Raw genomic sequence first — 25,889 nt, 5'->3', positions numbered from 1 at the left:
GGTCATTAGCGCCGATAGCATTGAGAGCGACGCACGGGGCCTGTGCCATTAGTGCCGTTAGTGCCATTAGCCTCACTCCAGCTCACTGAAATCGGTGGTGAACACCGCAGGATTGACCGCGTAATCCTTGGCCTTCCGACCAGCCCCCGCTCCCTGGCGGTCACCGACATCTGTAAGCCACCCGCCCTCGACGAGTATTTCCACAGCCTCCTGCAGCGGCTCGGCGAGATCGAGGCCGGGCAGTCGTGCCCGCCTCATGTCGCGCAGGTTGACGATCCGCTGCCTCGACCGCAGCAGCCAGCGTGCGACTGTCGCGGCGTCACGCTCCCGGTCTGGGAGGCAGGCGTCGCCGAACACCCGCATCGCCATCGGCTTCAGGTATTGGTCGGTGAAATCACGAGCCCGGATGATCGACATTGCCGACACCGTGTCTGGTTCGGGCTGGTCGACGGCCAAAGCCCAATCCATGAACTCCAGCGCCAGCGCAAGCCGAAGGACAATGCCCGGGAGCTTGCCGACATGCGACTTGAAAAGGGACCCGGCGTCATTGGCCGAGCTGGCGTTCACGGCCCGCCACTCCGCGAAGATCACCGAAGCCTCCTCCTCGAGCGGCACGACGATAGGCTGATCTTGTCCGGCCTCATCCCTTCCAAACGGCAGGAACACCAGCTTGCGCAGGACGCGCGGCCACAGGATTGGGTCGGCGACATTGCGCGGCCGTCGGTACGGCACTGGCTTCGGCCACGACCAGCAGAAGCGGGCAGCCAGTCCGTCGTCGTCACCGGACAGCACGACCGAGGAAAGCTTGTCGGGCTGGATGCCGCCGAGGACGGAGACGCCGTTGAACGGGATGACGATAGGAACGTCCGAGTTCTTGCGGTCGATCGCGTAAGGCCGGCCGCCATAGCTTTCGAGCCACTGCGTCCGGCCGCCTGGCGCGTACCGATCAAAGCTCTGGAACCAGCCGGCAAGTTCGTCTCGGTAGCTCATCAGCCGACGGTTGGTGACGAGTACCGCGGCGACGGCTTCTGGCGTTGAGTCCTGGACGACGAGGCGCGGCCGCTGTGGCTTCACCGGCGCCACTGCACCGGCCGGCATCGTCGGAGCGGCGTGCCCCTCCTTCTTCGCGTCCTTCAGCTGCGCCAGCCACGCGTTGCGCTCGAGCTTGGCGTATTCCTCGTCGGTTTCGAACCGTCGCAACGTTTCCTCAAAGTCTCGCGCATATTCCTGCTCGATATCGCGAAGCGGCTCGATGATTGCGGAGATAGCGGGGCTCTTGCCCGACGACGGATCGCCAACCGCGCCCATCCACAGGATCGACGGTTCGGTCCACGAGTGCCCCGCGTAGGCCTGCACCTTGCGAGAACCTCCTATCGCGCTTGCCACCGTGCCGATCATGGCGAGCGCGACATAGTCGAACGGCGCCGCGGCTCCGTCGGCATAGTCTACGCCCAGGGCGTGGAGCCTGTCGGGAAGAATCCCGATCGGGAACGCCGGAGGTTCGCGTCGACCCGCCGCCAAGACAGACACGTCGAAAGGCTGGTGGAGCGGCGTTGCTCCACGAAACGCCCGCGCGGCAGCACTAGCGTTCACTGCGAATACCCCGCAACTCATCGTTGAAATCGGCGAAGGCAGGATCCGGGAACATCGTCCGGACCTCACGACCCTGCGCCACGAAAGCCGCTCCCGCCGTCTCGACCGCGAAGCGACCCGGCGCGTTGTTGTCGCCGGCCAACGTCACTGTCGTCACTACCTCGGGCAGCTGGAGCAGCGACATCATCGCCGTTCCGCACGCGACCCAGATCGACACGTCGGGCAAGCCCTGCGCGAGTGTCAGGCCGTCCTCCGGGCCTTCGACCACCACGATGTGGGGTGCGGCTCGACCTAAGCGCATCGCGCAACCTGCCAATTGGCCAAGGCTCCGCTTTGGAGCGCGCATGTCCGCCTTCCCGCTGCCGTCCGGCTTCAGGAAGATGCGCTGCACCCCCATGACTTTGCCCGACACGTCCTGCACCGCGCCGACCAGAGCGGGCAGCTCGGGCCCGACCTTGCCGGTGTCGTAGTCTTTCCAAGCCCAGGTGCGGGCATAGCGGATCGAGCCTGGCAGCGGTGCCGTAATGCCTCTGGACCGAGCGTAAACCGTGGCGGGCGTTCCGGCGGCTGGTATCGCCGACGACCAAAGCGCTTGCGCGTCCGCGATCTTTGCCAGCCGTTCGGCGTCGTCCCGGATTAGTGCCGCTTGCCTCACCAACGGATCGACGGCGGGGAAGTCGCCACCCTGCAGCCATCGGGCCGCTTCGAGGAACTCAAGCCCCTCGGACAGCATGACGAACCGGATCACATCACCGTTCGCACCGCAGCCGAAGCAATGAAACATGCCCTTGTCTTCGCTGATGCCGAACGATGCTGTCCGCTCGTCGTGGAAGGGACATAGGCCGAGAAACTCGCGACCGCGCGGCTTGAGCTGGACACGCCGGGCAACCACGTCACGCAGCGAGACTTGAGCCTTGATGGCTTCCACGTCGATGCGGTCGAATGTGGGGTGAGTGCGGCCGGCTATCATGCTGCCATCCTGCAGCCACCGCCGCCGCTGGGCCCGCTAGGGCCGCGTCGAGGCGGGGAAACGAGATCGATGACAGGCAGGCCGGTTCGTGCAGCCTCCAGCAGCGCAGTGCGCAGCGCCTCGGCTAGATCGTTGGTGCCGTATACTCGCCGCTGATCGAGGTAGCTGGCCTTGCTGCGGGCAGAAGGGCAGACCATCGCCGCGACCGTGTAGGCGTATCGGTTTCCGTTTGACGGCCGGATGACGACAGCGCGAACCGGTCGGCGGCCAATGGGGACAACGTAGCTCATGCTGCCTTCCCCATGTTAAAGTGGCGGATTGCTCGATCGTGCAGATCGTCCAGCCACTTCATCTGGTTGGCCGTCGGTGCTCGACGTTGCTCGCTCAGGTTGCGCAGGAAATCGCGAGCCTCGGAGTTGAAGAGTTGAGGTGCGTCGCGGCAGGTCATGACCTTGCGAACCCATGCGGCTGTGGTCGGCGCTGGTTCCGGGTTCCATGCGGTCGAGCTCTGCCTGGCGCGTACCGCTACGACGAGGGCGGATGAAAGAGCTTCGATCAGCGGAACGCCGCATCGCGCTGCTAGCGACCTAGCTGCGAAGAGTGCTGCGATCGCTTCTGCATCGACTTCACTGCCCAGTAGCCCGGCGATCTTGCGCAGCTTTTGGACGTCGCGTTCGGGTACCGCGGTCATTCGGAACCGCCTTCCAGCAAATCCTGCGCCGTGGTATCAGTCCGATTGCAGGCGCCCGCCAAAGCACTGCAATCCGTGGCCCGTGCACCGCTCCGTTGAGAGAGGTGGCGGGCCGCATCGCAATCGGGCGATGTCACCGCCTGAGGGCGCATCAAGCGGCGACTTTTTCGCCGGCGCCGAAAGCCTGCACTTCGGACCAACGATAGAACACTCGGCCACCCACATTGAACGCTCGGGGGCCGATGCCGAGACGGCGCCACTCTGCGAGCGTCTTCGGCGACCGGTTGAGCGCGAGCGCCGCGTTAAGACGGTCAACTCGATCATCGGGCAGAACACGCACCTTTACCTGGTCGATCATACCAACTCCTCGTCAGCACCGGGGAAAACGTAACCTCGGTGCACGATGTTACCTACGGGTGCCGGATGGTACTTGAAAGGGTAGATGTACTCTGGCATTACGCAGAAACCCTTGGGAGCGATGGTATGACTGAGAAGAACCGTGGCGGCCGTCCCCGCCAAGGACCCGAAGTGAAGCGGGCGCCTCTGAACATGCGCACATCGCCCGCTATGCGGACGCAGCTTGAAGAAGCAGCCGACGCGAGGGGATGGTCGCTCACGCAGGAAGTTGAAGCGCGCCTGCAGCGGACGTTCGACGAGGACTCCTACCGGGGAGGCTCTCACAACGGCGCCTTCTTCCACCTGGCCGTCGCTTCGGCCCGCTCGATCGAAGAGCGGAACGGAGGCCGGTGGGACGAGGACATTGAGACGTTCTGGGCCGTAAAAGCGGCGGTGAACTCACTTCTCGAGGTCAACCGGCCTTTGCTGACCCCCGAGATTATTGAAGCCCAAGCGGACGTCGACGCGGCGCTTAAGAAGATCGAAGATGAGGTACCGCAGCGGAAAGGCTCGTATGTAGGTCGACTGCTCGCAATGAAGCCGGGCGCATCGGTCGCAACGGCTGCGCGGTCGGCAAGCAAGGACGATCCAGACGCTGAGAGGATCGCAGATGCCATCGATCTGCAGTTTGAAGATGTGCGCGCGGCCCTGGCGCGATTGGACACGCTGGTGCCCACTGGAGAACAGAAGCGCGCGCAAGAAGCTGCAGGTGGCGAAATCGCCGGTGAGCACTTCTTACGGTTTTCAGGCAAAAAGCTGCGGAGATGAGGCACGGTCCGTCAATTCGCAGGGCCGCGCGCTACGAATGCTTCAAGGTCAGCGAGCTGATAGAAGCGCCGGCCTCCAACCATGAGTGAGCGCGGTCCGACGCCCAGTCTCTGCCACTCGGCCAACGTCTTAGCCTTCCGTCCGAGGAATGTTGCAGCATCCTCGCGGGTCAGCCGACCGTCGGGAAGCACCCGCACCTTGACCATTTCGACACTCGGCATCTCGCCCTCCAGGATAGTTCACACGCTGCGTATGCGGGAACCTATGGGTACCATCCGGGGCTTGCAAGCGGTTTCTGCATATGGAAGGGGTGAGGAAAGATGGAGTTACACCTTGGCGAAGAACCCTGGCGGCCGGCCACTTCACGGGGAGACGCCTAAGCGGGCGGCCATCAGCATCAAGGTTCGACAGGACCTGCGTGATTTCCTTGAGGCTTCTGCGACTGCGGCTGGTCGGTCGTTTACCCAAGAGGTCGAAAGTCGCCTCGAGGCCTCACGCCAAGAGCAGTATGTCGATCCTCAGGCGGGAGCGTCTCGGTTCTTCTGGCTTCTTGCCAAAGTTTTCGAGGACATCGAGGAAATCACCGAGGGCCCTTGGAATGCCAGTCGGGAGGCGTTCGCCATGTCGCAGGCAGCAGTCGCAGAGCTTATGCGGCGCTTCGGCTCGCTCGGCGACGCGGCCGAGTTCAAGGCCATGTTGCGCGAGGCGAATTCTGACGCTGAACGTGATGCCGTCGTGGAACGATACACGATGCGAACCGCACAGCTCGCCGATATCGGCGCAGCCCTCGCCACAGAGATCGTTGCAGAGCTTGCGCCCGATCTTCCCCCAATCCGGCAACTGGCCCCTCACGCCATAATTCCGAGAGGTGTGTAGTGTCTCTTCGCTTTGCCCGCCTCACGCGCCCTGCCATCCGCGCTCTGGCGAATGGTGGACGGATTGCGGAGCACGGGATCATCGCCGAGCGTCTCAGCAACGGTGACGTGCGCTACAGCGTCGACGTCCTGTGCGACGGCCAGCGCATCCACCGGGTTGTTGGGCGCGAGTCGGAAGGCGTCACTCGCGCCCAGGCCGAGACCTACATTGAGCAGGCGCGCACCGATGCCCGTTCGGGTCGGCTCAACCTGCCGAAAGGCCGCAAGGTTCAGCTGCTCTTCGCCGAGGCAGCAGACGACTACATCACCCGGCTCAAAGACAGCGCCGGCAAGAACGTCACTCGGAAAGAACGCCAGCTCGCGCTCCATCTAAAACCGCACTTCGGCAAAACGCGGCTCGACAAGATCACCGACTTTGCCGTGAAGGGCTACAGAAAGGCCCGTCGGGACGCGAAAGCCGCCGACGCGACGATCAATCGCGAGTTGGCGACGCTGAGCCACCTGACGCGCTCGGCGGCCCGCTGGGGATGGATCAAGCGTGACGACGTGCCGACGATCGACCGTGCGCGTGAGGGGCAGGGACGCATCATCGCGCTCAACCAGGCGCAGTGCGACGCGCTGATGGCCGCCTCGATCGCCGACCAGGATGGGGACCTGTGGATCTTCGTTGCGATCGGCTTGGGCACCGGCATGCGGCACGACGAGATCACCTCGATCAAGTGGCCTCAGATCGATTTCGCCCGCAGGCGTATCTTCGTGCCCTTGGCCAAGGCCGGCAGCCGAGAGCAGCCGATCCCCGCCGACCTCGCAGCCAAGCTCGAGGCCGAGCGGAAGCAGGCTGCTAAGCCCGATGGTTGGCTGTTCCCGGCCAAGGTCAAAGACACGAAGGAAGGTCGCCGCAAATGCTTTGCTGCCAGCTTCCGCCGGGCGGCAACGGCGGCCGGGCTCGACGCTAAAGCAGTGACCCCGCACGTCATGAGGCATACCGCGGTAACGCGCCTGGTCCGAGCCGGCGCCGACATCCCCACAATCATGAAGGTCAGTGGCCACAAAACGGTGGCGATGGTGCTGCGCTACACCCACGTCGACGCGGCAGATATCGACGCTGCCACTGCGGCGCTCGACATGGGCAATTCTGGCGCAACTCACCGTGAAGTCACCGCGCCCGAAAATTCGAGCGCGGCAAAAGCTGCCTAAGTCATTGTAAAGAATGGTGCCCGGGGGCGGATTTGAACCACCGACACGGGGATTTTCAATCCCCTGCTCTACCCCTGAGCTACCCGGGCGGCACGCGGCTTACCGCGCGGCGAAGGGCGGATTTAGTCGTGGTGGTCGGGGTTGTCCAGCGTCATATCGACAGGCTCACCGGGAATGGCATAGCCGTCGCCCAGCCAGGCGAGCAGGTCGCGGTCCTTGCAGCGCGCCGAACAGAAGGGCGTGTGCACCGCGCTGGCCGGGTGGCGGCACAGCGGGCATTTCGGTTCAGCGGGGGAGGACTGCGACATATCCCGCCGATATGGCGAGGCCGGGCGCCGCGTTCAACCGGATAACCGCACCCGTGCGACGGCCCAGTTCGTCGCCCAGTTCGGGGCGTGGGGCGAGCCAGTCGATCACCGACGCGGCGGCGGTAAGCTCGCGCAGCCCCGGCCCGGTGGCGCGCAGGGCCTGGCGCCAGGGCCAGCGCGGCGGTCGCGACCATTTCAAAGCGAAAGCGCTCGACCAGCGACGAGCGCAGGCGCGGGCGGACGATCTGCGCAAAGCCGAAGCCGTTGACCGCGGTGCGCTCGAACGGCGCCGGCAGATACGCGTCGAGGAGCTCGCCGAGGTGCGTACGCGCCGCCTTGTCGGCGACGGTCGGGAAGTCGATGCCGATCGAGCCGGTGATGCCGAAGCGCCGGATCGCCTGTGCCGCCGCGACCGCCGCCGCCTCGGCCAGCGCGCGCAACTCGCCGGGGCCGTCGACATCGATGACGGTCATCGCCGGGGTCGGGGAGATGGTCAGCAGGCCGCCGGGGAAGGTGACGTGACCGGTGGCAGCGGTCTCGGCGACTTCGCTCCAGCCGGCGGCTTCGAACGGATCGTCGAGGGCGAGGCCGACGTCGCGGACCTTGTGCCCGGCGCTCGCCAGCCGCTCGGCGAGGCTGGGGCCATGCGCGATGCGGCCCGGCCCACGCACCGTGCCGGCCTGGGTGCGGACCTTGGCGAGCTTGGCGCGGCCGGCCTCGGCGATGGCTTCGCGGACGACCTCGACGCGGACCAGCCCGCCTTCGGTCAGCCCGGCGGGCAGCGGCTCGAGCAGCGCCTCGACGCCGCCGGCCTCGACGATGCCGCGCTTGCCGGGAACCAGTTGCTTGACCAGCCGGGCGGCCCAGACGTCGCCGACGCGCAGCGGCTCGTCGTCGCGCTCGACATGCGCCTCGACGATTCGGTCGTCTTCGATGACGATGGCGCGGGTCTCGCCGATGCCGTGGTCGATCAGCGCCTCAGACATCGAGGCCCGCCGCCTTGAGCAATGCCCGCGTCTCGTACAGCGGCAGGCCGACGATGCCCGACCACGAGCCCGACATAGCGCGGACATACGCCTCGGCGCGGCCCTGGATGGCATAGCCGCCGGCCTTGCCGCGCCATTCGCCGGCGGCGAGATAGGCGTCGATCTCGGGGGCATCGAAGCGCTTGAAGATCACGGCGGTGGTCGACAGCCGGTGGCGTGCCCGGCCGCCGGCGATCAGCGTGACGCCGGTAAAGACACGGTGGCGGCGGCCCGACAGCAGTTGCAGGCACTGCCGCGCCTCGGCCTCGTCCTCGGCCTTGGGCAGCACGCGGCGCCCGACGGCGACGACGGTATCCGCGGCCAGCACGATCGCGTCGGGGTGGCGCGCCGCGACGACCGCCGCCTTGGCCGCCGCCAGCCGCGAGGCATGGGGGCCGGGCAGTTCCGCCGCGGTCCAGCTCTCGTCGACGTCGGCGGGCTCGATCGCATCGGGGACGATCCCCAGCCGCGCCAGCATCTCGACCCGGCGCGGGCTGGCGGAGGCGAGGATCAAAGCCATTGGACGGTCGCTCCGTGGGGGTGGGCGTGCGCCAGCAGGCGGTCTTCGCCGGGCCAGAGGCGCAGGCGCAGCGTCGGCAATGCCGCGGCCTCGGGACTGTCGAACTCGTAGCGCAGCCACGCCAGCGGCGCAGTCGCGGTGGCGCGCGCCCCTTGTGCTTCGAGGTGGGCGGCGATGCGCGCCTGCGTGGTGGCGGGGAAATACTGGAAGGCGATGCTGTGCAGGACGACGGTGCAGCGGCCCTCGACCGGCGCGACGCGCTCCTCGACCCACGCGGCGGCATCGCCCCGGTCGAGCGTCGGTGGATCGAGTGCGGCGGCCTCCAGCGCGGCCTGCAACCGGGCGACGCGCTCGACCTGCTCGGGCCAGACATAGGCGAGCAGGCGCTCCCGGTGCGCCGCGTCGGTGACGTCGAGCGGGTTGAGGTCGACGCCGCGCCGCGCGACGATGCGCAGGTCCGCGGCGGGCGGCGGTGGGCCGTCCCATGCGGGCGCCAGCCGGATCGGCGCAGCAGGCGGCGCCAGCACCAGGCCCCCCAGGTCATACGCATAGCTGTCGAGGCGTAGGTTCAACCCGGCACTCGCGCCAAGCTCGAACAGCGCCAGCGGCAGGCCGGTCGCCGCGGCGATGGCCAGCAGCCCGGGCATCAGTACGCCCGACCGCGCCACCTCGTTGGTCTGTGGCGCACCGTCGAGCCAGGCGTCGATGCGGTCGTCGTGGAGCGCCGCGGACAGCGCCGCATCGAAGCTCGCATCGTCGCCCGGGGCATGCGGCGGAAAGTGCGCGGCAAGCTCCGGCAGCTGCCCCGCCTGGACCAGCGCGTTCAGCCCGGCGGCGAGGCGTACCGGCAGCGCATCGGCATAAGGGTCGCCCGGCCAGTCGAGCACGCGCGCGCCGACACGGCTGCTGCGGTCGAGCAAATTTGCCAGGCCACCACGCAGCCGGGCGCTGAACTCGGCACCGAATTGGCGGCAGGCCACACCCTCCCTGGCGAACGCGGTGCGGATCTCGGCCTCGGTCATCGCGCTCCTGTGGCAGCACGGCGCTGGACGCGCAACGTCGTCGCCGCTACCCACCGCGGCGTGAACGAAGAACTCATCATCGCCTTGCCCAAGGGCCGCATCCTCAAGGAAGCGCTGCCGGTGCTGGCGCGCGCCGGGATCATCCCCGAGGCGTCGTTCAGCGACGACGACAGCCGTGCGTTGAAATTCGCGACCAATCTGCCCGGTGTCGCGCTGATCCGGGTGCGGGCCTTCGACGTCGCGACCTTCGTGGCGTTCGGCGCGGCGCAGCTCGGGATCGCGGGCAACGACGTGCTGATGGAGTTCGGCTTCACCGAGATCTACGCGCCGGTCGACCTCGGCATCGGGCGCTGCCGCCTGTCGGTCGCCGAGCCTGCCGACATGGCCGCGACCGATGATCCGCGGCGCTGGAGTCATGTTCGCGTCGCCACCAAATACCCCAACATCACCCGCGCCCATTTCGGCGCGCGCGGCGTGCAGGCGGAGTGCATCAAGCTGAACGGCGCGATGGAACTGGCGCCGCTGCTCGGCCTGTCGCCGCGTATCGTCGACCTGGTTTCGACCGGGCGCACGCTGGTCGAGAACGGCCTGGTCGAGGTCGAGACGGTGGCGGAGGTCAGCTCGCGGCTGATCGTCAACCGCGCCGCCTTCAAGACCAACCCCGCCGTCGTGCCGTGGATCGAGCGTTTCCGTGCCGCCGCTCAGGCTTGACGCCGCCGCCCCCGGCTTCGCCGCCGCGTTCCGCGCGCTGGTCGAGGCGCGCCGGGATGGTGACTCGGACGTCGCCGCCAAGGTCGCCGCGATCATCGCCGATGTCCGCACCCGCGGTGACGCCGCGGTTGCCGAGCTGACGCAGCGCTTCGACCGCATCGACCTGAGCGCGGGGTCGGTCGTCACCGCCGCCGAGATCGACGCCGCCCGCGCGCAGGTCCCCGCCGAGACGCTCGCCGCGCTGGACTTCGCCGCGACCCGCATCCGCGCCTTCCACGCCGCCCAGCGCCCCGCCGACCATGACGCCACTGACGCGGCGGGCGTGCGCGCCGGCTACCGCTGGTCCGCGGTCGAGGCCGCCGGGCTGTACGTACCGGGCGGCCTTGCCAGCTATCCGTCGTCGGTACTGATGAACGCCATTCCCGCCGTCGTCGCCGGAGTCGAGCGGCTGGTGATGGTGACGCCGACGCCCGATGGCCGCCTCAACCCGCTGGTGCTGGCCGCGGCGCAACTGGCGGGCATCACCGAGATCCACCGCATCGGCGGCGCACAGGCGATCGCGGCGCTGGCCTATGGCACCGCGACCATCGCCCCGGTCGACAAGATCGTCGGCCCCGGCAACGCCTGGGTCGCGGAGGCCAAGCGCCAATTGTATGGCACCGTCGGCATCGACATGGTCGCCGGGCCGTCCGAAATCGTCGTGGTCAGCGACGGCGCCTCGAACCCCGAATGGGTCGCCGCCGACCTGCTCAGCCAGGCCGAGCACGACCGCACCGCCCAGTCGATCCTGATCACCGATGACGCGCGCTTCGCCGATGCCGTCGCCGCCGAGGTCAAGCGCCAATTGCCGCTGCTCGCCACCCACGACGTCGCCCGCGCCAGCTGGGAAGCTTATGGCGCGATCATCCTGGTCGCCCGCCTCGACGACGCGGTGCCGCTGGTCGATGCGCTGGCGCCGGAGCATGTCGAGCTGATGGTCGACGATCCGCACGCGATGTTCGCGAAGCTGCGCCACGCCGGGTCGGTGTTCCTCGGGCGGCACACGCCGGAAGCTGCCGGCGATTACGTCGGTGGTCCCAACCACGTCCTGCCGACCGGGCGGCGCGCGCGCTTCGCCTCGGGGCTGTCGGTGACCGACTTCATGAAGCGCACGACCTTCCTCGACTGTGGCCCCGCCGGGTTGGCAGCGATCGGCCCTGCGGCGGCGACGCTGGCCGATGCGGAAGGTCTGCCCGCGCACGCCGCCTCGGTGCGCGTCCGCCTGTGATGCGACATCCGTAAACCGCCAGACGCGGCGCTGCATGGCGACTATCCCTCTGCCGAGGGAGATTTCCATGAGTTTTCAGATCATCGCGCTCGATCCGGCACCGTTCGCGCCGCTGTTCGGGCTGTCAGACGCGGAGCTTGCCGGGCGCCACATCGTCCGGCGCGTCGCCGACACGATGCCGGGCTTCCCGTGCCGGGTCAGCCTTGCCGACGCGGCGATCGGCGAGACGCTGCTGCTGCTCAACCACGAGCACCTGCCGGTCGCTTCGCCGTACCGCGCCGCGCACGCGATCTACGTCCGCGAAGGCGCGGCGCAGGCGCACCCCGAGCCCGGCGAGGTTCCGGAGGTCATCGCCCGCCGCCTGATCTCGGCGCGCGGCTATGACGAGGCCGGGCTGATGACCGGTGCCGATCTTGCCACCGGAGCCGAGGTCGCGGTGCTGATCGAGCGCCTGTTCGCCGATCCCGCGACCTCGTACATCCACCTCCACAACGCACGGCCCGGCTGCTTCGCCGCGCGCGTCGAGCGGGCCTGACCTTACCCCTCCCCTTCAGGGGAGGGGCGAGAGACGGCGCAGCCGGCCCGGGGGTGGGTCTTGCTTCTCGAGCGGGATAACCTACCCCCGGGCCGCCGCTGCGCGTCGTCTCTCGCCCCTCCCCGCAGGGGAGGGGTAGAAGGCGCTACGCCGTGTAGCCGCCGTCGACCGCGACCGACTGGCCGACCAGGAACTTGGCCTTGTCGCTCGCCAGGAAGACGATGGTCTGGGCGATTTCCTCGGCGTCGCCGAGCCGCTGCGCCGGTACGGTCTTGGCGAACTCGGCCTTGGCGGCCTCGTCACCGGCGAACCGGTCGAACATCGCGGTCTGGATCGGCCCGGGGGCGACGGCATTGACGCGGACGCCGTGGGTGATCGCCTCGAGTGCCGCCGAGCGGGTCAGGCCCTCGACCGCGAACTTGCTCGCGCCATAGACCGAGACGTTGGCAAAGCCCTTCTTGCCGACGACCGACGAGACGTTGACGATGCTGCCGCTGCCCTGCGCCTGCATGACGCGAAGCTCGTGCTTGAGGCTGAGCAGCACGCCGAGCACGTTGGTGTCGAATACCGCGGCATAGCTTTCGGGCGTCTGCCCGGTCAGCGGCCCCGGCGTGCCCTCGGTGCCGGCATTGTTGACCGCGACGTCGAGGCGGCCGAAGCGCGCCACGGTGCCGTCGACCAGCGCCTTGACGTCGTCCTCGTGGCGCACGTCGGCGCGGATGAACTCGGCCTCGCCGCCCAGCGCACGCAGCTCGGCGACCAGTGCCGCGCCGGCCTCGTCCCGGCGGCCCGAGACGACGACGCTGGCACCGTCGCGGGCAAAGGCGAAGGCGGTGGCGCGACCGATCCCGGTCAGGGCGCCGGTGATCAGCACGACTGGAGTTGTCATTGGGAATGTCCTGTTCGGGCGAGGCTCGATGCGTCGCCGTAAGGAGCGATGTGGGGTGCCGCACGCCGTCTGCGACGAAGGATTAGCACGGCGCCGAATAGATTTTCTGCAACCGTCGCCGGTGCGATTTCGAACTGCGGCAACGCGGCCATCGGGTCCGGTTGAGCCGCGCACGGCGCAAGGCGTTGATCCCGCATGGATCATGCCGACTACCCCGTCACGCCCGACGGTCGCTACTTCGTCGTGCGCGGGCGGCTGTGGCGGACCTCCGACCCGGCGCTGAAGCCCGGCGCACGCGAGGCGCTGGTCCGGGAGCTGATGACCGCGCGACGCGATGTCGGCATCGCCCGGCGTCATGACGACAAGGCGGCGGAAGCGGACGCCCGCGCGCGCGTCGATGCGGCGAAGCAGGGGCTGGGGGAGCGCGGCCCGGTGTGGTGGCAGGACGGCGCGCCCGACCTCAACCGCCACATGGCGCGCAACACCGACTATGCCGACTGGTACGCGGGCGTCGCCGGAGAGCCGGCGTGACCGGGCGCTTGTGGCAGCCGAAACGCGTGCTTCTGACCCGTTCGGCGCGCGACTGGGCACATGGCATCGCGATTGCGGAGCGGGCCGCCGGGCTGGGGATCGCGGTCGATGAACTGCCGACCGATCGCCTGGCGCTCGGCTTTCCCGACGACGATCGCCGCGCCTATGCGGCGGCGAAGCAGACGCTGGCGGTAGTTGTCGCGCCGCCGTCGAAGCTGCGCCTGCAACCGATCGCGCCGTCCGCCGACTGGCGCGTCGACCTGGCGCAAGGCTGCCCGGCACACTGCAGCTATTGCTACCTCGCCGGGTCGCTGAAAGGCCCGCCAATCACCCGCGCCTATGCGAACCTGCCCGAGATCATCGCGGAGCTGCCCCGGCACCTCGGCGAGGGCACCATCACCTCGCGCTCGTCGGCGCGGGCGCACGAGGGCACGACCTTCGAGGCGAGCTGCTATACCGACCCGCTGGCGCTGGAGCATCTGACCGGCTCGCTGTCGGCGATGATCGGCTGGTTCGGCGCGTGGCAGGTGCCGACCCAGCTGCGCTTCACCACCAAGTTCGACGCGGTCGAGCCGCTGCTCGGGCTCGAGCACGGCGGGCGGACGCGGATGCGCGCCTCGATCAACCCGGCGCTGTATGCGCGCTACGAAGGCGGCACCAGCCCGGTCGCGGCGCGGCTGGCGGGGCTCGCGAAGATGGGCCACGCCGGTTATCCAATCGGGCTGACCATCGCGCCGATCATCGCGGCGGAGGGGTGGGAGCTCGCCTATGCGACGCTGATCGCGCAGGCTGCCGAGGCGCTGGCGACGGTGCCCGGGCTGGACCTGACCATCGAACTGATCACCCACCGCTACACGCCGGGGTCGAAGGCGGTGCTGGAGAGCTGGTACCCGGGGTCGAAGCTGGAGATGGGCGCGGCGAACCGGGCGGAAAAGCGCACCAAGTTCGGCTCGGTGAAGCACGTCTATGATGCGGCGACGATGCGGACGCTGCGGGGGTTCTTCGAGGCGGAGATCGCGGCAAGGCTGCCGACCGCGCGCATATTATACTGGACGTGATCTGCTCCCTCCCCCCACGCGAAGCGTAGAGTGGGGAGGGCCGGGGTGGGGGCCCTTGCGCGCGGACCGACCCAGAGAACCCCCACCCCGACCCTCCCCACTCTCGGTTCGCAAGCGCTCACCGTGGGGGGAGGGGGCAGCGAGGGTCACATGAAGCTGTACGGGTCCACGTCCACCGTGACCCGCACGCTCGCCGGGATCTCGACGCTGCCGAGCCACGCCCGCAGCGCCGCCTGCAACCCCGTCGAGCGCCGCGCCTGGACCAGCAGGCGGTGCCGGTGGCGGCCGCGCAGCATCGCCAGCGGCGCGGGGGCGGGGCCGAGCACGGTGATCTCCTCGCCAGCGGGCGCATCGCGCGGTGCGGCGCGGGCGATGGTGCGGGCGGTGGCGGCGACGGCGCTTTCGTCCTCGCCCGAGACGACGATTCCGGCCCAGCGCCCGAACGGCGGTGCGTTGACCTCGCGGCGCTGCTCGGTCTCGGCGTCGTAGAAACCCTCACGGTCGTACTCGACCAGCGCGCGCATGATCCGCGCCTCGGGCTGGTGGGTCTGCAGCATCACCCGCCCCGGCTTGTCGCCGCGCCCGGCTCGCCCCGCGACCTGGGCGATCTGCTGGAAGGTGCGCTCCCCGGCGCGCAGGTCGCCGCCCGCCAGCCCGAGGTCGGCATCGACCACCCCGACCAGCGTCAGCCCGGGAAAGTGATAGCCCTTGGTGACCAGTTGCGTGCCGATCAGCAGGTCGATCTCGCGGTTCTCGACCGCCGCGACCAATGCCGCGGCGCGGGCCGGCGAGAAGATCGTGTCCGACGTCACCAGCGCCACCCGGGCGTCGGGCAGCACCTGCGCGACCTCCTCGGCGAGGCGCTCGACCCCCGGCCCGCACGGCACCAGCATGCCCTCCGCCCCACAGGCGGGGCAGGCGGGCGGCGGCGGCGTGGTGAAGCCGCAATGGTGGCACATCAGGCGACGGGTCAGCCGGTGCTCGACCAGCCAGGCGGTGCATTGCGGGCACTGGATGCGCTCGCCGCAGGCCCGGCACAGCGTCAGAGGCGCATAGCCACGGCGGTTGAGGAACAGCAGCGACTGCTCGCCGCGCTCCAGATTATCGCGCAAGGCATGGAGCAGCGGCGGGCTGAGCCAGCGGCCCCGGTCCGGCGGCGCATGGCGCAGGTCGATGGTGGCGATGTCGGGCAGCGTCGCGCCGCCGAAGCGCGACGGCAGCTCCAGCCGGGTGTAGCGCCCGCGCTCGACCTGGACCCGCGTCTCGATGGCGGGCGTCGCGGTCGCCAGGATCACCGGCACGCTCTCCAGCTGGGCCCGCATCACCGCGACGTCGCGCGCGTGGTAATGGACGCCTTCCTCCTGCTTGAAGCTGGTCTCGTGCGCCTCGTCGACGACGATCAGGCGCAGGTCGGCGAACGGCAGGAACAGCGCCGAGCGCGCCCCGACCAGCACGCGCGCCTCGCCGTTCGCCACGGCGCGCCACACCCGCCGCCGCTCGCTGCTGCGCAGGTCCGAATGCCACGCCACCGGGGCACAGCCGAACCGCGCCTCGAACCGGCTGAGCCACGGCGCGGTCAGCGCGATCTCCGGCACCAGCACCAGCGTCTGCCCGCCCTGCCGCAACGCCTCCGCCACCGCCTCGAAATAAACCTCGGTCTTGCCCGACCCCGTCACCCCGTCGAGGAGCACCGGCGCGAACGCCCGCGCCGCCACCGCCTCGACCAGGGTCTGCGCCGCCGCCGCCTGCCCGGCCTCCAGGTCCGGCACGGCGAACCCGGGCTGCGGCACCGGCAGCGGCGCATCGGCGGCGACCATCACCGGCTCCAGCGCGCCGCAACTGACCAGCCCGCGGATCACCGCCTCAGACACCTGCCCAATCCGTGCCAGGTCGCGCGCCGAGCCCTGCCGCTCGCCCAGCCGCTCCAGCGCCTGCGTCCGCTGCGGCGTCGCGCGCGCCGGGACGACGCCGGTCGGGCGGTACTCGACGACGCTGCGGTCGCCGCCCAGCGCCGACGACACCGACAGCGCCATGCGGATCACCGCGGCCAGCGGCGCCATGTAATAGTCGGCGACCCATTCGATCAGGCGGCGCAGCGGCTCGGCCAGCGGCGGCACCTCCAGCCGGCCGCGCACCGGGCGCAGCTTTTCGATCGGCACGTCCTTCGCCGTCAGCCGCTCGGCATCCCAGACCACGCCGGTGATCTCGCGCGGCCCCAGCGGCACGACGACGACATCGCCGGGCGCGAGGTCCATGCCCTCGGGCACCGCATAGTCGAGCGCGCCCAGTCCATGCTGGAGCACCGCGACGCGAACTCTGGAAATGGCGGGGGGCATCATCGGGGAGATAGGATGGCCGCGACGGGGATGCAAAGCGGCGAGTGGGTCGACGCGCCCCTCCCACGCGTTTAGAAGCGCGCCAAATCCCGCAAAGGCCGCCCCATGAAGTTCTTCGTCGACACTGCCGATACCGCCGAGATCGCGGCACTCGCCGCCACCGGGCTCGTCGACGGGGTGACCACCAACCCCAGCCTGATCCACAAGTCGGGGCGCAACTTCCTCGAAGTCATCAAGGAGATCGCCGCACTCACCCCCGGCCCGGTTTCCGCCGAGGTCGTCGCGCTGAGCGTCGACGAGATGCTCCGCGAGGCCGACGTGCTGCGCAAGCTCGGCGACAACATCTGCATCAAGGTGCCGCTGACGCTCGACGGGCTGACCGTCTGCCGGCGGCTGGCGGACGAGGGCGTCACGGTCAACGTGACGCTGTGCTTCTCGGCCAATCAGGCGCTGCTCGCGGCCAAGGCGGGGGCGGCGTTCATCTCGCCGTTCGTCGGTCGCCTCGACGACATCGGCTTCGACGGCATGACGCTGATCGAAGATATCCGCACGATCTACGACAATTACGACTTCGGCACCGAGATCCTGGTCGCCAGCGTCCGCCACCCGGTCCATGTCCTGCAGGCCGCCAAGCTGGGTGCCGATGTCGCGACGATGCCGCCGTCGGTGATCCGCGCGCTGGCGCACCATCCGCTGACCGACAAGGGCCTCGCCACTTTCGCCGAGGATTGGCTCAAGACCGGCCAGTCAATTGTCTAAAGCCGCATGAGCAAGCCGGCCACCGCTATGGTGGTCGAGTGGCTCGCCAGCCTCGGCGACGCGCGCCGGCGCTCGGCCCATACGCTGCGCGCCTATGCGACGACGCTGCACGCCTTCGTCGCGTTCATCGGTGGGCAGCAGGGCGGCGAGCCCGATGCGGCGATGCTGAGCGGCCTGACGCTGGCCGACTTCCGCGCCTATCTCGCCTTCCGACGCGGGCAGGGTGACGGGCTGACCAATGCCTCGGTGGCGCGCGAGGTTTCGGCACTGCGCACCTTCTATGCCTGGGCGGCGGGCAGCCACGGCGTTTCGCGCGATGCGCTGGCGGGGTTGAAGAGCCCCAAGGTGCCACGCCGGGTGCCGCGTCCCGTCGCCCCCGATGCAGCTTTGGCGCTGGCGGACTGGGTCGGCGACGAGGCGGCGCTGCCGTGGATCGCGGCGCGGAATACCGCCGTGCTGCTGCTGATGTACGGTGCCGGCCTGCGCATCGCCGAGGCGCTGTCGCTGACCGGGGCCGACCTGCCGCTCGGCGAGACACTGTCGGTCATGGGCAAGGGCCGCAAGATCCGCGTCGTGCCGCTGCTGCCGCAGGTGCGCGAGGCGGTCGACGCCTATCTGCAACTCAGTCCCTGGCCGGTGTCGGCGTCGGAGGCGCTGTTTCGCGGCGCAAAAGGCGGGCAGTTGCGCCCGGAGCTGATCCGCACCGCGATGGCGGGGGCCCGCGCCGCGCTCGGACTGCCGGCGACGGCGACACCGCATGCGCTGCGCCACAGCTTCGCGACCCACCTGCTGGCGCGCGGTGCCGACCTGCGCTCGATCCAGGCGCTGCTCGGCCATGCCAGCCTGTCGTCGACGCAGATCTACACCGAGGTCGATGCGGCGCAGCTGCTCGACGTCTACCGCAACGCCCATCCGCGAGCCTGACCATGCTGAAACCTGCCGTCCTGCTCGCGCTGACCCTCGCCACCCCCGCCGCCGCGGGTGAGATCTTCGCGGGGGTCGCCGCACACGGCCTCGATTTCGGGCTGGTCTCGGGCCGCTACGAAGGCGGCACCGACCTTGTCGCGGGCGCCCGCAGCGCGCCGGTCGCCCGGTTCCTCGGCGCGGACGTCCGCCTGCATGTCCTCGGCTCGGTGAACCTGAACCACGGCGTCGACTTCGCCGCGGCGGGGGCCAGCCTGCGCTTCCCGTTCGGCGGGCGCTTCTACATCCAGCCCGGCCTCGGCGTCGCCATCCACGACGGCTCCGGCGCCAAGTACCAGGTTCGCGACGACCGGCTGTACCTCGGCTCGCGGGTGCTGTTCGAGCCCGAGCTGGCGCTCGGCGTCCAGCTGTCGCGCCGGTTCGCGGCGGAGGTCGCCTATGTCCACCTCAGCCACGCACAGGTGTTCGGCGGGCAGAACCCCGGCCTCGACACCCTCGGCGGGCGACTGGTCTACCGCTTCGGCCGCTAGGCGCGGCGTTCAGCCGAAGACGCGGGCGAAAATCGTCTCGACGTGCTTCAGGTGATAGCCGAGGTCGAACAGCGCCTTGAGCTGCTCGGGCGGCAGATACGCCGTCACCTCCGGATCGGCGAGCAGCAGGTCGAGCAGCTGCAGCTTGCCGTCCGACTGCCAGACCTGCATCGCGTTGCGCTGGACCAGCGTGTAGCTCGCCTCCCGCGACGCGCCGGCCTGGGTCAGCGCCAGCAGGACGCGCTGCGAATGGACCAGCCCGCCCATCTTGTTGAGATTGGCCAGCATCCGCTCCGGATACACCACCAACTTGTCCATGACGTTGGTCAGGCGGGCGAGCGCGAAGTCGAGCGTCACCGTCGCATCCGGCCCGATCATCCGCTCGACCGAGGAATGCGAGATGTCGCGCTCGTGCCACAGCGCGATATTCTCCAGCGCCGGGGTGACCATGCCGCGCACCAGCCGCGCCAGCCCGGTGAGGTTCTCGGTCAGCACCGGGTTGCGCTTGTGCGGCATCGCGCTGCTGCCCTTCTGGCCGGGCGAGAAATACTCCTCCGCCTCCAGAACCTCGGTGCGCTGCAGGTGGCGGACCTCGGTCGCTAGGCGCTCGATGCAGCCGGCGACGACGCCCAGCGTGGCGAAATACATGGCGTGGCGGTCGCGCGGGATGACCTGGGTGCTGACCGGCTCGATGGTCAGGCCCATCGCCTTGGCGACATGCTCTTCGACGAAGGGGTCGATGTTGGCGAAGGTCCCGACGGCACCGGAGATCGCGCAGGTCGCGACCTCGGCCCGGGCCAGCACCAGCCGGGCGCGGCAGCGGTCGAACTCGGCATAGGCCTGCGCCATCTTGAGCCCGAAGGTCGTCGGCTCGGCATGGATGCCGTGGCTGCGGCCGATCGTCGGCGTATCGCGGTACTCATAGGCGCGGCGCTTGAGCACCAGCAGCAGCGCGTCGATATCGGCGATCATCAGGTCGGCGGCGCGCGCCATCTGGACGCCGAGGCAGGTGTCGAGGACGTCGGAGCTGGTCATGCCCTGGTGGACGAAGCGTGCCTCCTCGCCGACATGCTCCGCCAGGTTGGTCAGGAAGGCGATGACGTCGTGCTTGGTCTCGCGCTCGATCTCGTCGATGCGGGCGACCTCGAACTTGCCGCGCTCCCACACCGCTTTCGCGGCATCGGCGGGCACGACGCCGAGCTCGACCAGCGCGTCCATTGCGTGCGCCTCGATCTCGAACCAGATGCGGAAACGCGCTTCGGGCTCCCAGATCGCCACCATTTCAGGGCGTGAGTAGCGCGGGATCATGGGCGGGGCTTTCGGGGGGACTGACGGCGAATTTGCCGCACTAGCACAGGGTCAGGCGCCCCGACAACGCGACCGGGTGAGCAACTTGGCGGTGAGCGGATGGTTAATTGATCGCGAACCAGGGGCGAAAGTCCATGGCCTGTCGCCAAGGAGGCAAGCGATGAAGATATATCACGGAATTGCGGGCGCGGCACTGCTGGCACTGGCCGGCGTGGCGCAGGCCCAGGTGGGCGGCGTCCCGGCACCCGGCTCGATCGGCTCGCCCTCGGCGACGACAAATGGCGGCGTCGGCAGCGGCCTGAACACTACCGGTGACCGGGCGATGACCGGGCGCGATGCGATCGGCGCAGCGCCGGGGACGCCCGCACCGATGACGCCGGCGCCGATGAACAGCCCGATGAGCAGCCCGATGGTCGGTGCGACACCGCCGATCGCAGCGACGCCGAGCACCAATGTCGGCGGCATGGGCGGCGAGGCCACCAGCGGCACCGCGGCGACCAAGCCCGCGATCCCGCCACGCTAAATTTATCCGCCTGTCGACTGACCCGGCGTTTGCCGTCTCGAAACAATTTCGACCGAGCAGGCGTTAGGGGGTCAACGGGGCAGGGCAATTTCAGGAGAATGACATGACCCGAATTATCATTGCAGCGGCAGCCGCCGCACTCGCTCTCACCTCGGTTGCTGCCGATGCGCGTCCGATGCGCAAGGCACGTGCTAGCTCGGCTTCGACCGCCGCGGCCGTCGAGGCGACCAAGGATCTCAACGCCAAGCAGCTCGCCTCGGCGACCGCCGGCGCAGGCATGGGCGGCGCGGCCGCACCGGTGCCCGGTTCGATGGGTGCGGGCGCGACGACGGGCGGCGCCAACGATGCCGGTGCCATGGCGCCGTCCAGCGGTGCAGCAGCCGGTCCCGCCGGTGGTCCAGCCGCAGGTCCGGGTGGCATGACGCCGGATGCCGGTGCAGCCGCGCCGGGTGGCATGGCCCCCGCCCCGGGTGGCATGGCTCCGGCTCCGGGCGCCGCGCTCGACACCCCGCCGGCACCGCCAGCCCCGCCGGCGACACCGCAGTAAACTAAAAACTTGACTGGATCAGGGGTCGCTTCGGCGGCCCCTTTTTCTTCCCGCTTGATCCCAAGCCGACAAGAATAGGAACTTCGCCATGAAGACCACTCTGATCCTCACTGCCGCCGCACTCATCGCCGCAACCTCGGTCGCCGCCCAGACGACCGGCGGGGCCGCAGCCGGCGGCAGCATGGGCGCCGGCGGCATGTCGGCACCCGGCGGCATGACCGGCGGCAGCGACAGCAGCATGACCAACGGTGCAGCCTCGACCGGCGGCGCGATGGCCCCGGGTTCGATGAACAGCGGCGCCATGAGCAACGGCTCGATGAGCGGCGACACCGGCATGTCCGGCATGTCGGGTTCGACGACCACCAAGTCGAAGACCCGGACGAGCAAGTCGAAGGGCCGCATGGGCAGCTCGACGACGACGACCAACAGCACGACCTCGACGCCGCAGTAAGCGTCTAGGCGATCGGATCACCCGGCGGGCGGCGCACAGCCTCCGCCGGGTTTTTCATGCCTGCCGTTCAGGCTTCCAGTTCGGAATCCCAGTACAGATAGTCGCGCCACGTCTCGTGCAGGAAGTGCGGCGGGAAGGCCCGGCCATGCTCCTGAAGCTGGTGCGTGTTCGGCTGGTACGGCCGCGTCCGCAGGCCCATGTGCGCCTCTGCCGGCGTGCGTCCGCCCTTGCGCAGGTTGCACGGCGCGCAGGCGGTCGTGACATTCTCCCACGTCGTGCGGCCGCCATAGGCCCGCGGCACGACATGGTCGAAGGTCAGTTCATGCCCATGCCCGCAATATTGGCAGGCGAAGCGGTCGCGCAGGAACAGGTTGAAGCGCGTGAACGCCGGGTGGCTCGACGGCTTCACATATTGGCGCAGCGCGATGACGCTGGGCAGCTTCATGGTGAACGACGGCGAGCGGATCTCGCGGTCGTATTCGGCGACGATGTCGACACGCTCTAGGAATGCCGCCTTGATCGCGGTCTGCCACGACCACAGGCTCAGCGGGTAATAGCTCAGCGGCGTATAGTCGGCGTTGAGCACCAGCGCCGGACAGGATTGGGGTGAGGCCCGCGGCGGATCGGGCTCCCGTGAATACGGCAACAAGTCGGGATGATACATGCGCGTCGCTGCTCCCCGTGTTTCCGGAGCAACCGCGTGGACATTGTCGGCCCTGTCGCACTCAAAACCGTACGCCGTCGGCGGCCGATCCTCGTCTGCTCCGGCAGATACAACAGTTCGTGTGTCGATGGAATGACAGTGCCGACATTTTGTGGCGTCCGGTGCCGAATAGCCGCAGCATGAGCGTCGCGACGATGGCGCCTCTTTGAACCGCGGCCGTTCCGGCCCATATCACGTGCCTGCGGCCACTGCCGGTCGCGCCGGAACACAGTCATGAACGTTACGCCGATCTTCATCGTCCTGCTGGTGGTTGCCGTCATCCTGACCGCGACGATGCTGGTGCGCGGTGTCATCACGATGGCGCGCGGCAAGGACATCACCGGGGTCCAGTCGAACAAGCTGATGAGCTACCGCGTCGCCTTCCAGGGTGCCGCGATCCTGATCGTCATCATCCTGGTGCTGCTGGCGCGCAGCGGTCACTGATGGTCAAGCTCAACAAGATCTATACCCGCACCGGCGACGACGGCACCACCGGGCTGGCCGACGGCTCGCGGGTGACCAAGGCCAGTCCGCGCGTCGCCGCCTATGGCACCGCCGACGAGGCCAACAGCGTCATCGGCATCGCGCGGCTGCATACCTCGGGCGACACCGACCGGGTGCTGGCGCGCATCCAGAACGAGCTGTTCGACGTCGGCGCCGACCTGGCGACGCCGGGCGAGGTGGCCCATGCGCTGCGCGCCACCGCCGGGCAGGTCGAGCGGCTGGAGCAAGAGATCGACGCGATGAACGCCGATCTCGCGCCGCTGGCCTCGTTCATCCTGCCGGGCGGGTCGCCGGCCAGCGCCTGGCTTCACCTGGCGCGCACCGTGGTCCGCCGGGCCGAGCGGCTGGCGGTCGAGGCGGCTGCGACGGAACAACTCAACCCGCTGGCGATTGCGTATCTTAACCGATTGTCGGACCATTTGTTCGTGTTGGCGCGTGCCGAAAACCGGGGGCTTGGCGACATTCTCTGGGTTCCGGGCGCCAGCCGCTAAGGACGCTTACGGGTAACAAGCCCGGGGCGGTGGAGACGTGTTTTGACCGCAGGCGTCGCAAGGCTGGCTGCCGTGGACGAGCTGCGCGAGCGGTTCGAGGCGACGCGCGCCCTGTCGCTGGCGCTGGCGGCACCGCTGTCCGACGCCGACGCCAGCGCCCAGTCGATGCCCGACGCCTCGCCGGCGAAATGGCATTTGGCGCACACCACCTGGTTCCTGGAGACGTTCGTACTGCCCCGCGTGCCGGGCTACCGCCGCTTCGACGAGCGCTACGACTTCCTGTTCAACAGCTATTACGAGAGCGTCGGCCCGCGCCACGCCCGGGATAGGCGGGGCATGCTGACGCGGCCGTCGCTCGACGACATCCGTGCCTGGCGCGCGCATGTCGATGGGGCGCTGGCCGGGGCGTGGGATGGGCTGGACCTAGAGGCGCGCGAGTTGATCGAGCTGGGGATCAACCACGAGATGCAGCATCAGGAGCTGCTGGTCACCGACCTGCTTCACCTGTTCGCGCAGAATCCGTTGGAGCCTGCGGCGTATGACGTCGCAACTCCGAAATCCGGGGTGATGGGTCCCGGCATGCGCCGGGATGACGGGCGCTCTGTAGTTCAAGCCGACCCCTCAACCCGTCACCCCGGCGAAGGCCGGGGCCCATCACCCCAACTCTCCGCAACAACGCACGGCTGGACCTCACACCCCGGCGGCATCGTCCGCGTCGGCCACGCCGGCCGCGGCTTCGCCTTCGACTGCGAGGGCCCGGCGCATGACGCGCTGCTGCGCCCTTTCGCGCTCGCCACGACCTGCGTCACCAACGCCGACTGGGCCGCGTTCATCGCCGATGGCGGCTATCGCACCGCGTCGCTGTGGCTCGCCGACGGCCTTGCGTGGGTCAAGCGCGAGGGCATCGTCGCACCGTCGTACTGGGAGAGCGGCGACGCCGGCTGGACCGCGATGACCCTGGCCGGCCGCCGCCCCGTCGATCCCGCGGCGCCGGTCACCCACATCAGCTTCTACGAGGCCGACGCCTTCGCCACCTGGGCCAGCGCCCGCCTGCCGAGCGAGACCGAGTGGGAGTTCGCCGCCGCCGCCGCCGATCCGGACGCGGGCAACCAGCTCGACGGCCCCGGCGACATCGCACCAGTCGGCGGCACCAGCCTGTTCGGCGACGTCTGGCAATGGACCGGCAGCGCCTTCCTGCCCTATCCCGGCTTCCGCCCCGCCCCCGGCGCCGTCGGTGAGTATAATGGCAAGTTCATGAGCGGCCAGATGGTCCTCAAGGGCGCCTCGTGCGCGACGCCGCGCGGCAGCTCGCGCGCCACGACGCGGAATTTCTTCTATCCCCACCAGCGCTGGCAGTTCACCGGCGTTCGGCTCGCCAAGGACCTGTGATGGCATCCAGACCGCTCGTTGCGTCGCCCCCCGACGCCTTCGGCGCCGCTGTCCTCGCCGGGCTGGCGCAGACCCCGAAAGTCGTGCCGGCGCGCTATTTCTACGACAATGCCGGCTCGGAGCTGTTCGAACAGATCACCGAACTGCCCGAATACTATCCGACCCGCACCGAGATCGGCCTGCTGGGCGTCCATGCCGGCGAGATCGCCACCCGCGTCGGCGCCGGGCGCATCGTCGTCGAGTTCGGCTCCGGCTCCTCCGTCAAGACGCCGCTGCTGCTCCGCGCCGTCGCCCCCGCCGCCTATGTGCCGATCGACATCTCCGCCGACTTCCTGACCGAATCCGCCGGCACCCTGGCCGCGGATTTTCCGGGCCTGTCGGTGCTGCCGCTGGCGGGCGATTTCACCCGGCCGCTGCGCCTGCCCGCGCAGGTCGCGGGCCAGCCGATGCTCGGCTTCTTCCCCGGCTCGACCTTGGGCAACGCCGCGCCCGCCTCCGCCGTCGACCTGTTGCGCGCCTTTGCCGCGACCTTGGGCGACGACACCTGGCTGGTCATCGGCCTCGACCTGCGCAAGGACCGCCACGTCCTCGAGGCCGCCTATGACGACAAGGCGGGCGTCACCGCGGCGTTCAACATGAACCTGCTGGCGCGCATCAACCGCGAGCTCGGCGGCACCGTCGATGCGTCGGCCTTCCGCCACCGCGCCCGGTGGAACGGCGATGCCGGTCGCGTCGAGATGCACCTCGAAGCCCAGCGCGACCTCGCCTTCGAGGTGCTCGGCCAGCGCTTCACGATGACGCAAGGCGAGACCATCCACACCGAGAACAGCTACAAATGGACCTTCGACGAGGCCCGCCTGCTGGCTCGCGCCGGCGGCTGGACTCCGATCGCCGGCTGGATCGACCCCGCCGGACTTTTCGGCCTGCACCTGTGGCGCGTCGCCCCTGCTGCCGGCGAACCTTGATCCAGACACCGGCCCGGCGTTTTTCGCTATTGTCTGCAACGACTTAGCCGAGACAACGGCGCAAAGTATACGGCCTGGACTAAGCTCTGGTTCATCAGGATTG

The 25,889-nt window shown here is 69.0% G+C and carries 31 protein-coding genes and 1 tRNA gene; 19 read left to right on the top strand and 13 right to left on the bottom strand.

The features are described from left to right. Positions 1-72: 72 nt before the first annotated feature. From ACOFKW_RS04430 to ACOFKW_RS04410, 5 genes are all read right to left on the bottom strand, one after another. On the bottom strand, positions 73-1,521 hold the full coding sequence (locus ACOFKW_RS04430) for a DUF3987 domain-containing protein (protein ID WP_419816142.1): 1,449 nt from the start codon (positions 1,519-1,521) through the stop codon (positions 73-75). 61 nt (positions 1,522-1,582) lie between these two features. Then, positions 1,583-2,563: a DUF7146 domain-containing protein gene (locus ACOFKW_RS04425; RefSeq protein WP_419816141.1), complete on the bottom strand. Its 981-nt coding sequence runs from the start codon at positions 2,561-2,563 to the stop codon at positions 1,583-1,585. Continuing rightward, positions 2,560-2,853: a hypothetical protein gene (locus ACOFKW_RS04420; protein ID WP_419816140.1), complete on the bottom strand. Its 294-nt coding sequence runs from the start codon at positions 2,851-2,853 to the stop codon at positions 2,560-2,562. The genes ACOFKW_RS04425 and ACOFKW_RS04420 overlap by 4 nt, the downstream gene beginning before the upstream one ends. Then, the gene (locus tag ACOFKW_RS04415) at positions 2,850-3,254 is read right to left on the bottom strand and encodes a hypothetical protein (protein WP_419816139.1); all 405 of its coding nucleotides are present in this window, start codon (positions 3,252-3,254) and stop codon (positions 2,850-2,852) included. The genes ACOFKW_RS04420 and ACOFKW_RS04415 overlap by 4 nt, the downstream gene beginning before the upstream one ends. A 151-nt stretch (positions 3,255-3,405) precedes the next feature. Next, positions 3,406-3,612 carry a DNA-binding protein gene (locus tag ACOFKW_RS04410; RefSeq protein WP_419816138.1) on the bottom strand — a complete coding sequence of 69 codons (207 nt, stop codon included), beginning with the start codon at positions 3,610-3,612 and terminating at the stop codon, positions 3,406-3,408. Between the two features lie 125 nt (positions 3,613-3,737). Between ACOFKW_RS04410 and ACOFKW_RS04405 the strand changes: the two genes are divergently transcribed. The 3 genes from ACOFKW_RS04405 to ACOFKW_RS04395 all read left to right on the top strand — a co-directional run bounded on the left by ACOFKW_RS04405 (position 3,738) and on the right by ACOFKW_RS04395 (position 6,490). After that, entirely contained in the window at positions 3,738-4,418 is a 681-nt protein-coding gene (locus ACOFKW_RS04405; protein ID WP_419816137.1) for a hypothetical protein, read from the top strand. Between the two features lie 333 nt (positions 4,419-4,751). Continuing rightward, complete coding sequence (locus tag ACOFKW_RS04400; protein ID WP_419816136.1) at positions 4,752-5,294, top strand: hypothetical protein; 543 nt, start codon at positions 4,752-4,754, stop codon at positions 5,292-5,294. Then, the gene (locus ACOFKW_RS04395; protein ID WP_419816135.1) at positions 5,294-6,490 is read left to right on the top strand and encodes a tyrosine-type recombinase/integrase; all 1,197 of its coding nucleotides are present in this window, start codon (positions 5,294-5,296) and stop codon (positions 6,488-6,490) included. The genes ACOFKW_RS04400 and ACOFKW_RS04395 overlap by 1 nt, the downstream gene beginning before the upstream one ends. A gap of 14 nt (positions 6,491-6,504) precedes the next feature. Here ACOFKW_RS04395 and ACOFKW_RS04390 read toward each other — a convergent pair. Beyond that, a tRNA-Phe gene (locus ACOFKW_RS04390) sits at positions 6,505-6,579 on the bottom strand. Between the two features lie 33 nt (positions 6,580-6,612). Then, on the bottom strand, positions 6,613-6,798 hold the full coding sequence (locus ACOFKW_RS04385) for a DNA gyrase inhibitor YacG (RefSeq protein ID WP_419816134.1): 186 nt from the start codon (positions 6,796-6,798) through the stop codon (positions 6,613-6,615). A gap of 146 nt (positions 6,799-6,944) precedes the next feature. Between ACOFKW_RS04385 and ACOFKW_RS04380 the strand changes: the two genes are divergently transcribed. Continuing rightward, on the top strand, positions 6,945-7,802 hold the full coding sequence (locus ACOFKW_RS04380; protein WP_419816133.1) for a hypothetical protein: 858 nt from the start codon (positions 6,945-6,947) through the stop codon (positions 7,800-7,802). Here ACOFKW_RS04380 and ACOFKW_RS04375 read toward each other — a convergent pair. Together ACOFKW_RS04375 and ACOFKW_RS04370 are read right to left on the bottom strand one after the other, a co-directional pair. Next, positions 7,777-8,343, bottom strand: coding sequence for a Maf family protein (locus tag ACOFKW_RS04375; protein ID WP_419816132.1), 567 nt, complete (start codon positions 8,341-8,343; stop codon positions 7,777-7,779). The genes ACOFKW_RS04380 and ACOFKW_RS04375 overlap by 26 nt on opposite strands. Further along, positions 8,334-9,365, bottom strand: coding sequence for a DUF2332 domain-containing protein (locus ACOFKW_RS04370; protein WP_419816131.1), 1,032 nt, complete (start codon positions 9,363-9,365; stop codon positions 8,334-8,336). The genes ACOFKW_RS04375 and ACOFKW_RS04370 overlap by 10 nt, the downstream gene beginning before the upstream one ends. 60 nt (positions 9,366-9,425) lie before the next feature. On the opposite strand from ACOFKW_RS04370, the gene hisG reads away from it, so the two are divergent. From hisG to ACOFKW_RS04355, 3 genes are all read left to right on the top strand, one after another. Continuing rightward, entirely contained in the window at positions 9,426-10,076 is a 651-nt protein-coding gene (gene hisG, locus ACOFKW_RS04365; protein WP_419816130.1) for an ATP phosphoribosyltransferase, read from the top strand. Beyond that, complete coding sequence (gene hisD, locus ACOFKW_RS04360; protein ID WP_419816129.1) at positions 10,057-11,343, top strand: histidinol dehydrogenase; 1,287 nt, start codon at positions 10,057-10,059, stop codon at positions 11,341-11,343. The genes hisG and hisD overlap by 20 nt, the downstream gene beginning before the upstream one ends. A gap of 67 nt (positions 11,344-11,410) precedes the next feature. After that, a complete protein-coding gene (locus ACOFKW_RS04355; RefSeq protein ID WP_419816128.1) occupies positions 11,411-11,878 on the top strand; it encodes a DUF1203 domain-containing protein in 468 nt (155 codons plus the stop codon). 145 nt (positions 11,879-12,023) lie between these two features. Here the strand turns inward: ACOFKW_RS04355 and ACOFKW_RS04350 are convergent, their stop codons facing one another. Then, positions 12,024-12,767 (bottom strand): SDR family NAD(P)-dependent oxidoreductase, encoded by a 744-nt coding sequence (locus tag ACOFKW_RS04350; RefSeq protein ID WP_419816127.1) that lies wholly within the window; start codon positions 12,765-12,767, stop codon positions 12,024-12,026. A 195-nt stretch (positions 12,768-12,962) separates the two neighbouring features. Between ACOFKW_RS04350 and ACOFKW_RS04345 the strand changes: the two genes are divergently transcribed. Continuing rightward, the gene (locus ACOFKW_RS04345; RefSeq protein ID WP_419816126.1) at positions 12,963-13,298 is read left to right on the top strand and encodes a hypothetical protein; all 336 of its coding nucleotides are present in this window, start codon (positions 12,963-12,965) and stop codon (positions 13,296-13,298) included. Continuing rightward, positions 13,295-14,356, top strand: a complete 1,062-nt coding sequence (locus tag ACOFKW_RS04340; protein WP_419816125.1) for a radical SAM protein — start codon at positions 13,295-13,297, stop codon at positions 14,354-14,356. The genes ACOFKW_RS04345 and ACOFKW_RS04340 overlap by 4 nt, the downstream gene beginning before the upstream one ends. A gap of 146 nt (positions 14,357-14,502) precedes the next feature. On the opposite strand, the gene ACOFKW_RS04335 is transcribed toward ACOFKW_RS04340, so the two are convergent. Next, entirely contained in the window at positions 14,503-16,695 is a 2,193-nt protein-coding gene (locus ACOFKW_RS04335; protein ID WP_419816124.1) for a primosomal protein N', read from the bottom strand. A gap of 102 nt (positions 16,696-16,797) precedes the next feature. On the opposite strand from ACOFKW_RS04335, the gene fsa reads away from it, so the two are divergent. Genes fsa through ACOFKW_RS04320 form a run of 3 tightly spaced genes read left to right on the top strand, consistent with a single transcriptional unit; the run spans position 16,798 to position 18,905 of the window. Beyond that, complete coding sequence (fsa, locus tag ACOFKW_RS04330) at positions 16,798-17,451, top strand: fructose-6-phosphate aldolase (protein ID WP_419816123.1); 654 nt, start codon at positions 16,798-16,800, stop codon at positions 17,449-17,451. A 6-nt stretch (positions 17,452-17,457) separates the two neighbouring features. Beyond that, a complete protein-coding gene (locus ACOFKW_RS04325) occupies positions 17,458-18,375 on the top strand; it encodes a tyrosine recombinase XerC (RefSeq protein WP_419816122.1) in 918 nt (305 codons plus the stop codon). A 2-nt stretch (positions 18,376-18,377) separates the two neighbouring features. After that, the gene (locus tag ACOFKW_RS04320; RefSeq protein ID WP_419816121.1) at positions 18,378-18,905 is read left to right on the top strand and encodes an acyloxyacyl hydrolase; all 528 of its coding nucleotides are present in this window, start codon (positions 18,378-18,380) and stop codon (positions 18,903-18,905) included. Between the two features lie 9 nt (positions 18,906-18,914). Here the strand turns inward: ACOFKW_RS04320 and purB are convergent, their stop codons facing one another. Next, positions 18,915-20,213: an adenylosuccinate lyase gene (gene purB / locus ACOFKW_RS04315; protein WP_419816120.1), complete on the bottom strand. Its 1,299-nt coding sequence runs from the start codon at positions 20,211-20,213 to the stop codon at positions 18,915-18,917. Between the two features lie 160 nt (positions 20,214-20,373). Here purB and ACOFKW_RS04310 point away from each other — a divergent pair, with 160 nt between their 5' ends. From ACOFKW_RS04310 to ACOFKW_RS04300, 3 genes are all read left to right on the top strand, one after another. Next, positions 20,374-20,736: a hypothetical protein gene (locus ACOFKW_RS04310; RefSeq protein ID WP_419816119.1), complete on the top strand. Its 363-nt coding sequence runs from the start codon at positions 20,374-20,376 to the stop codon at positions 20,734-20,736. A gap of 103 nt (positions 20,737-20,839) precedes the next feature. Then, positions 20,840-21,283 carry a hypothetical protein gene (locus tag ACOFKW_RS04305; RefSeq protein WP_419816118.1) on the top strand — a complete coding sequence of 148 codons (444 nt, stop codon included), beginning with the start codon at positions 20,840-20,842 and terminating at the stop codon, positions 21,281-21,283. Between the two features lie 88 nt (positions 21,284-21,371). Further along, entirely contained in the window at positions 21,372-21,734 is a 363-nt protein-coding gene (locus ACOFKW_RS04300) for a hypothetical protein (RefSeq protein WP_419816117.1), read from the top strand. A 67-nt stretch (positions 21,735-21,801) separates the two neighbouring features. On the opposite strand, the gene ACOFKW_RS04295 is transcribed toward ACOFKW_RS04300, so the two are convergent. After that, positions 21,802-22,398 carry an HNH endonuclease gene (locus ACOFKW_RS04295; RefSeq protein WP_419816116.1) on the bottom strand — a complete coding sequence of 199 codons (597 nt, stop codon included), beginning with the start codon at positions 22,396-22,398 and terminating at the stop codon, positions 21,802-21,804. A 273-nt stretch (positions 22,399-22,671) separates the two neighbouring features. Between ACOFKW_RS04295 and ACOFKW_RS04290 the strand changes: the two genes are divergently transcribed. The 4 genes from ACOFKW_RS04290 (at position 22,672) to egtD (ending at position 25,786) form a co-directional block, all read left to right on the top strand. Further along, positions 22,672-22,881: an HIG1 domain-containing protein gene (locus tag ACOFKW_RS04290; protein WP_419816115.1), complete on the top strand. Its 210-nt coding sequence runs from the start codon at positions 22,672-22,674 to the stop codon at positions 22,879-22,881. Beyond that, on the top strand, positions 22,881-23,432 hold the full coding sequence (locus ACOFKW_RS04285; protein WP_419816114.1) for a cob(I)yrinic acid a,c-diamide adenosyltransferase: 552 nt from the start codon (positions 22,881-22,883) through the stop codon (positions 23,430-23,432). The genes ACOFKW_RS04290 and ACOFKW_RS04285 overlap by 1 nt, the downstream gene beginning before the upstream one ends. 63 nt (positions 23,433-23,495) lie before the next feature. After that, positions 23,496-24,821, top strand: coding sequence for an ergothioneine biosynthesis protein EgtB (egtB, locus tag ACOFKW_RS04280; RefSeq protein ID WP_419816863.1), 1,326 nt, complete (start codon positions 23,496-23,498; stop codon positions 24,819-24,821). Further along, complete coding sequence (gene egtD / locus ACOFKW_RS04275) at positions 24,821-25,786, top strand: L-histidine N(alpha)-methyltransferase (protein ID WP_419816113.1); 966 nt, start codon at positions 24,821-24,823, stop codon at positions 25,784-25,786. The genes egtB and egtD overlap by 1 nt, the downstream gene beginning before the upstream one ends. Positions 25,787-25,889: the final 103 nt, after the last annotated feature.

Source organism: Glacieibacterium sp., from assembly GCF_965200405.1.
Classification (GTDB): Bacteria; Pseudomonadota; Alphaproteobacteria; order Sphingomonadales; family Sphingomonadaceae; genus Glacieibacterium.
This window is presented reverse-complemented; position numbering and strand designations above follow the sequence as displayed.

Excerpts from the sequence above, each read along its gene's own strand:
- fsa (WP_419816123.1), top strand. The coding sequence starts at position 16,798 with ATGAAGTTCTTCGTCGACACTGCCGATACCGCCGAGATCGCGGCACTC.
- ACOFKW_RS04355 (WP_419816128.1), top strand. The coding sequence starts at position 11,411 with ATGAGTTTTCAGATCATCGCGCTCGATCCGGCACCGTTCGCGCCGCTG.
- ACOFKW_RS04405 (WP_419816137.1), top strand. The coding sequence starts at position 3,738 with ATGACTGAGAAGAACCGTGGCGGCCGTCCCCGCCAAGGACCCGAAGTG.
- ACOFKW_RS04325 (WP_419816122.1), top strand. The coding sequence starts at position 17,458 with ATGAGCAAGCCGGCCACCGCTATGGTGGTCGAGTGGCTCGCCAGCCTC.
- ACOFKW_RS04300 (WP_419816117.1), top strand. The coding sequence starts at position 21,372 with ATGAAGACCACTCTGATCCTCACTGCCGCCGCACTCATCGCCGCAACC.
- ACOFKW_RS04410 (WP_419816138.1), bottom strand. The coding sequence starts at position 3,612 with ATGATCGACCAGGTAAAGGTGCGTGTTCTGCCCGATGATCGAGTTGAC.
- ACOFKW_RS04320 (WP_419816121.1), top strand. The coding sequence starts at position 18,378 with ATGCTGAAACCTGCCGTCCTGCTCGCGCTGACCCTCGCCACCCCCGCC.
- ACOFKW_RS04375 (WP_419816132.1), bottom strand. The coding sequence starts at position 8,343 with ATGGCTTTGATCCTCGCCTCCGCCAGCCCGCGCCGGGTCGAGATGCTG.
- ACOFKW_RS04285 (WP_419816114.1), top strand. The coding sequence starts at position 22,881 with ATGGTCAAGCTCAACAAGATCTATACCCGCACCGGCGACGACGGCACC.
- ACOFKW_RS04385 (WP_419816134.1), bottom strand. The coding sequence starts at position 6,798 with ATGTCGCAGTCCTCCCCCGCTGAACCGAAATGCCCGCTGTGCCGCCAC.
- ACOFKW_RS04425 (WP_419816141.1), bottom strand. The coding sequence starts at position 2,563 with ATGATAGCCGGCCGCACTCACCCCACATTCGACCGCATCGACGTGGAA.
- ACOFKW_RS04420 (WP_419816140.1), bottom strand. The coding sequence starts at position 2,853 with ATGAGCTACGTTGTCCCCATTGGCCGCCGACCGGTTCGCGCTGTCGTC.
- ACOFKW_RS04290 (WP_419816115.1), top strand. The coding sequence starts at position 22,672 with ATGAACGTTACGCCGATCTTCATCGTCCTGCTGGTGGTTGCCGTCATC.
- ACOFKW_RS04295 (WP_419816116.1), bottom strand. The coding sequence starts at position 22,398 with ATGTATCATCCCGACTTGTTGCCGTATTCACGGGAGCCCGATCCGCCG.
- ACOFKW_RS04305 (WP_419816118.1), top strand. The coding sequence starts at position 20,840 with ATGACCCGAATTATCATTGCAGCGGCAGCCGCCGCACTCGCTCTCACC.
- ACOFKW_RS04345 (WP_419816126.1), top strand. The coding sequence starts at position 12,963 with ATGGATCATGCCGACTACCCCGTCACGCCCGACGGTCGCTACTTCGTC.
- purB (WP_419816120.1), bottom strand. The coding sequence starts at position 20,213 with ATGATCCCGCGCTACTCACGCCCTGAAATGGTGGCGATCTGGGAGCCC.
- ACOFKW_RS04350 (WP_419816127.1), bottom strand. The coding sequence starts at position 12,767 with ATGACAACTCCAGTCGTGCTGATCACCGGCGCCCTGACCGGGATCGGT.
- ACOFKW_RS04415 (WP_419816139.1), bottom strand. The coding sequence starts at position 3,254 with ATGACCGCGGTACCCGAACGCGACGTCCAAAAGCTGCGCAAGATCGCC.
- ACOFKW_RS04310 (WP_419816119.1), top strand. The coding sequence starts at position 20,374 with ATGAAGATATATCACGGAATTGCGGGCGCGGCACTGCTGGCACTGGCC.
- egtD (WP_419816113.1), top strand. The coding sequence starts at position 24,821 with ATGGCATCCAGACCGCTCGTTGCGTCGCCCCCCGACGCCTTCGGCGCC.
- ACOFKW_RS04335 (WP_419816124.1), bottom strand. The coding sequence starts at position 16,695 with ATGATGCCCCCCGCCATTTCCAGAGTTCGCGTCGCGGTGCTCCAGCAT.
- ACOFKW_RS04370 (WP_419816131.1), bottom strand. The coding sequence starts at position 9,365 with ATGACCGAGGCCGAGATCCGCACCGCGTTCGCCAGGGAGGGTGTGGCC.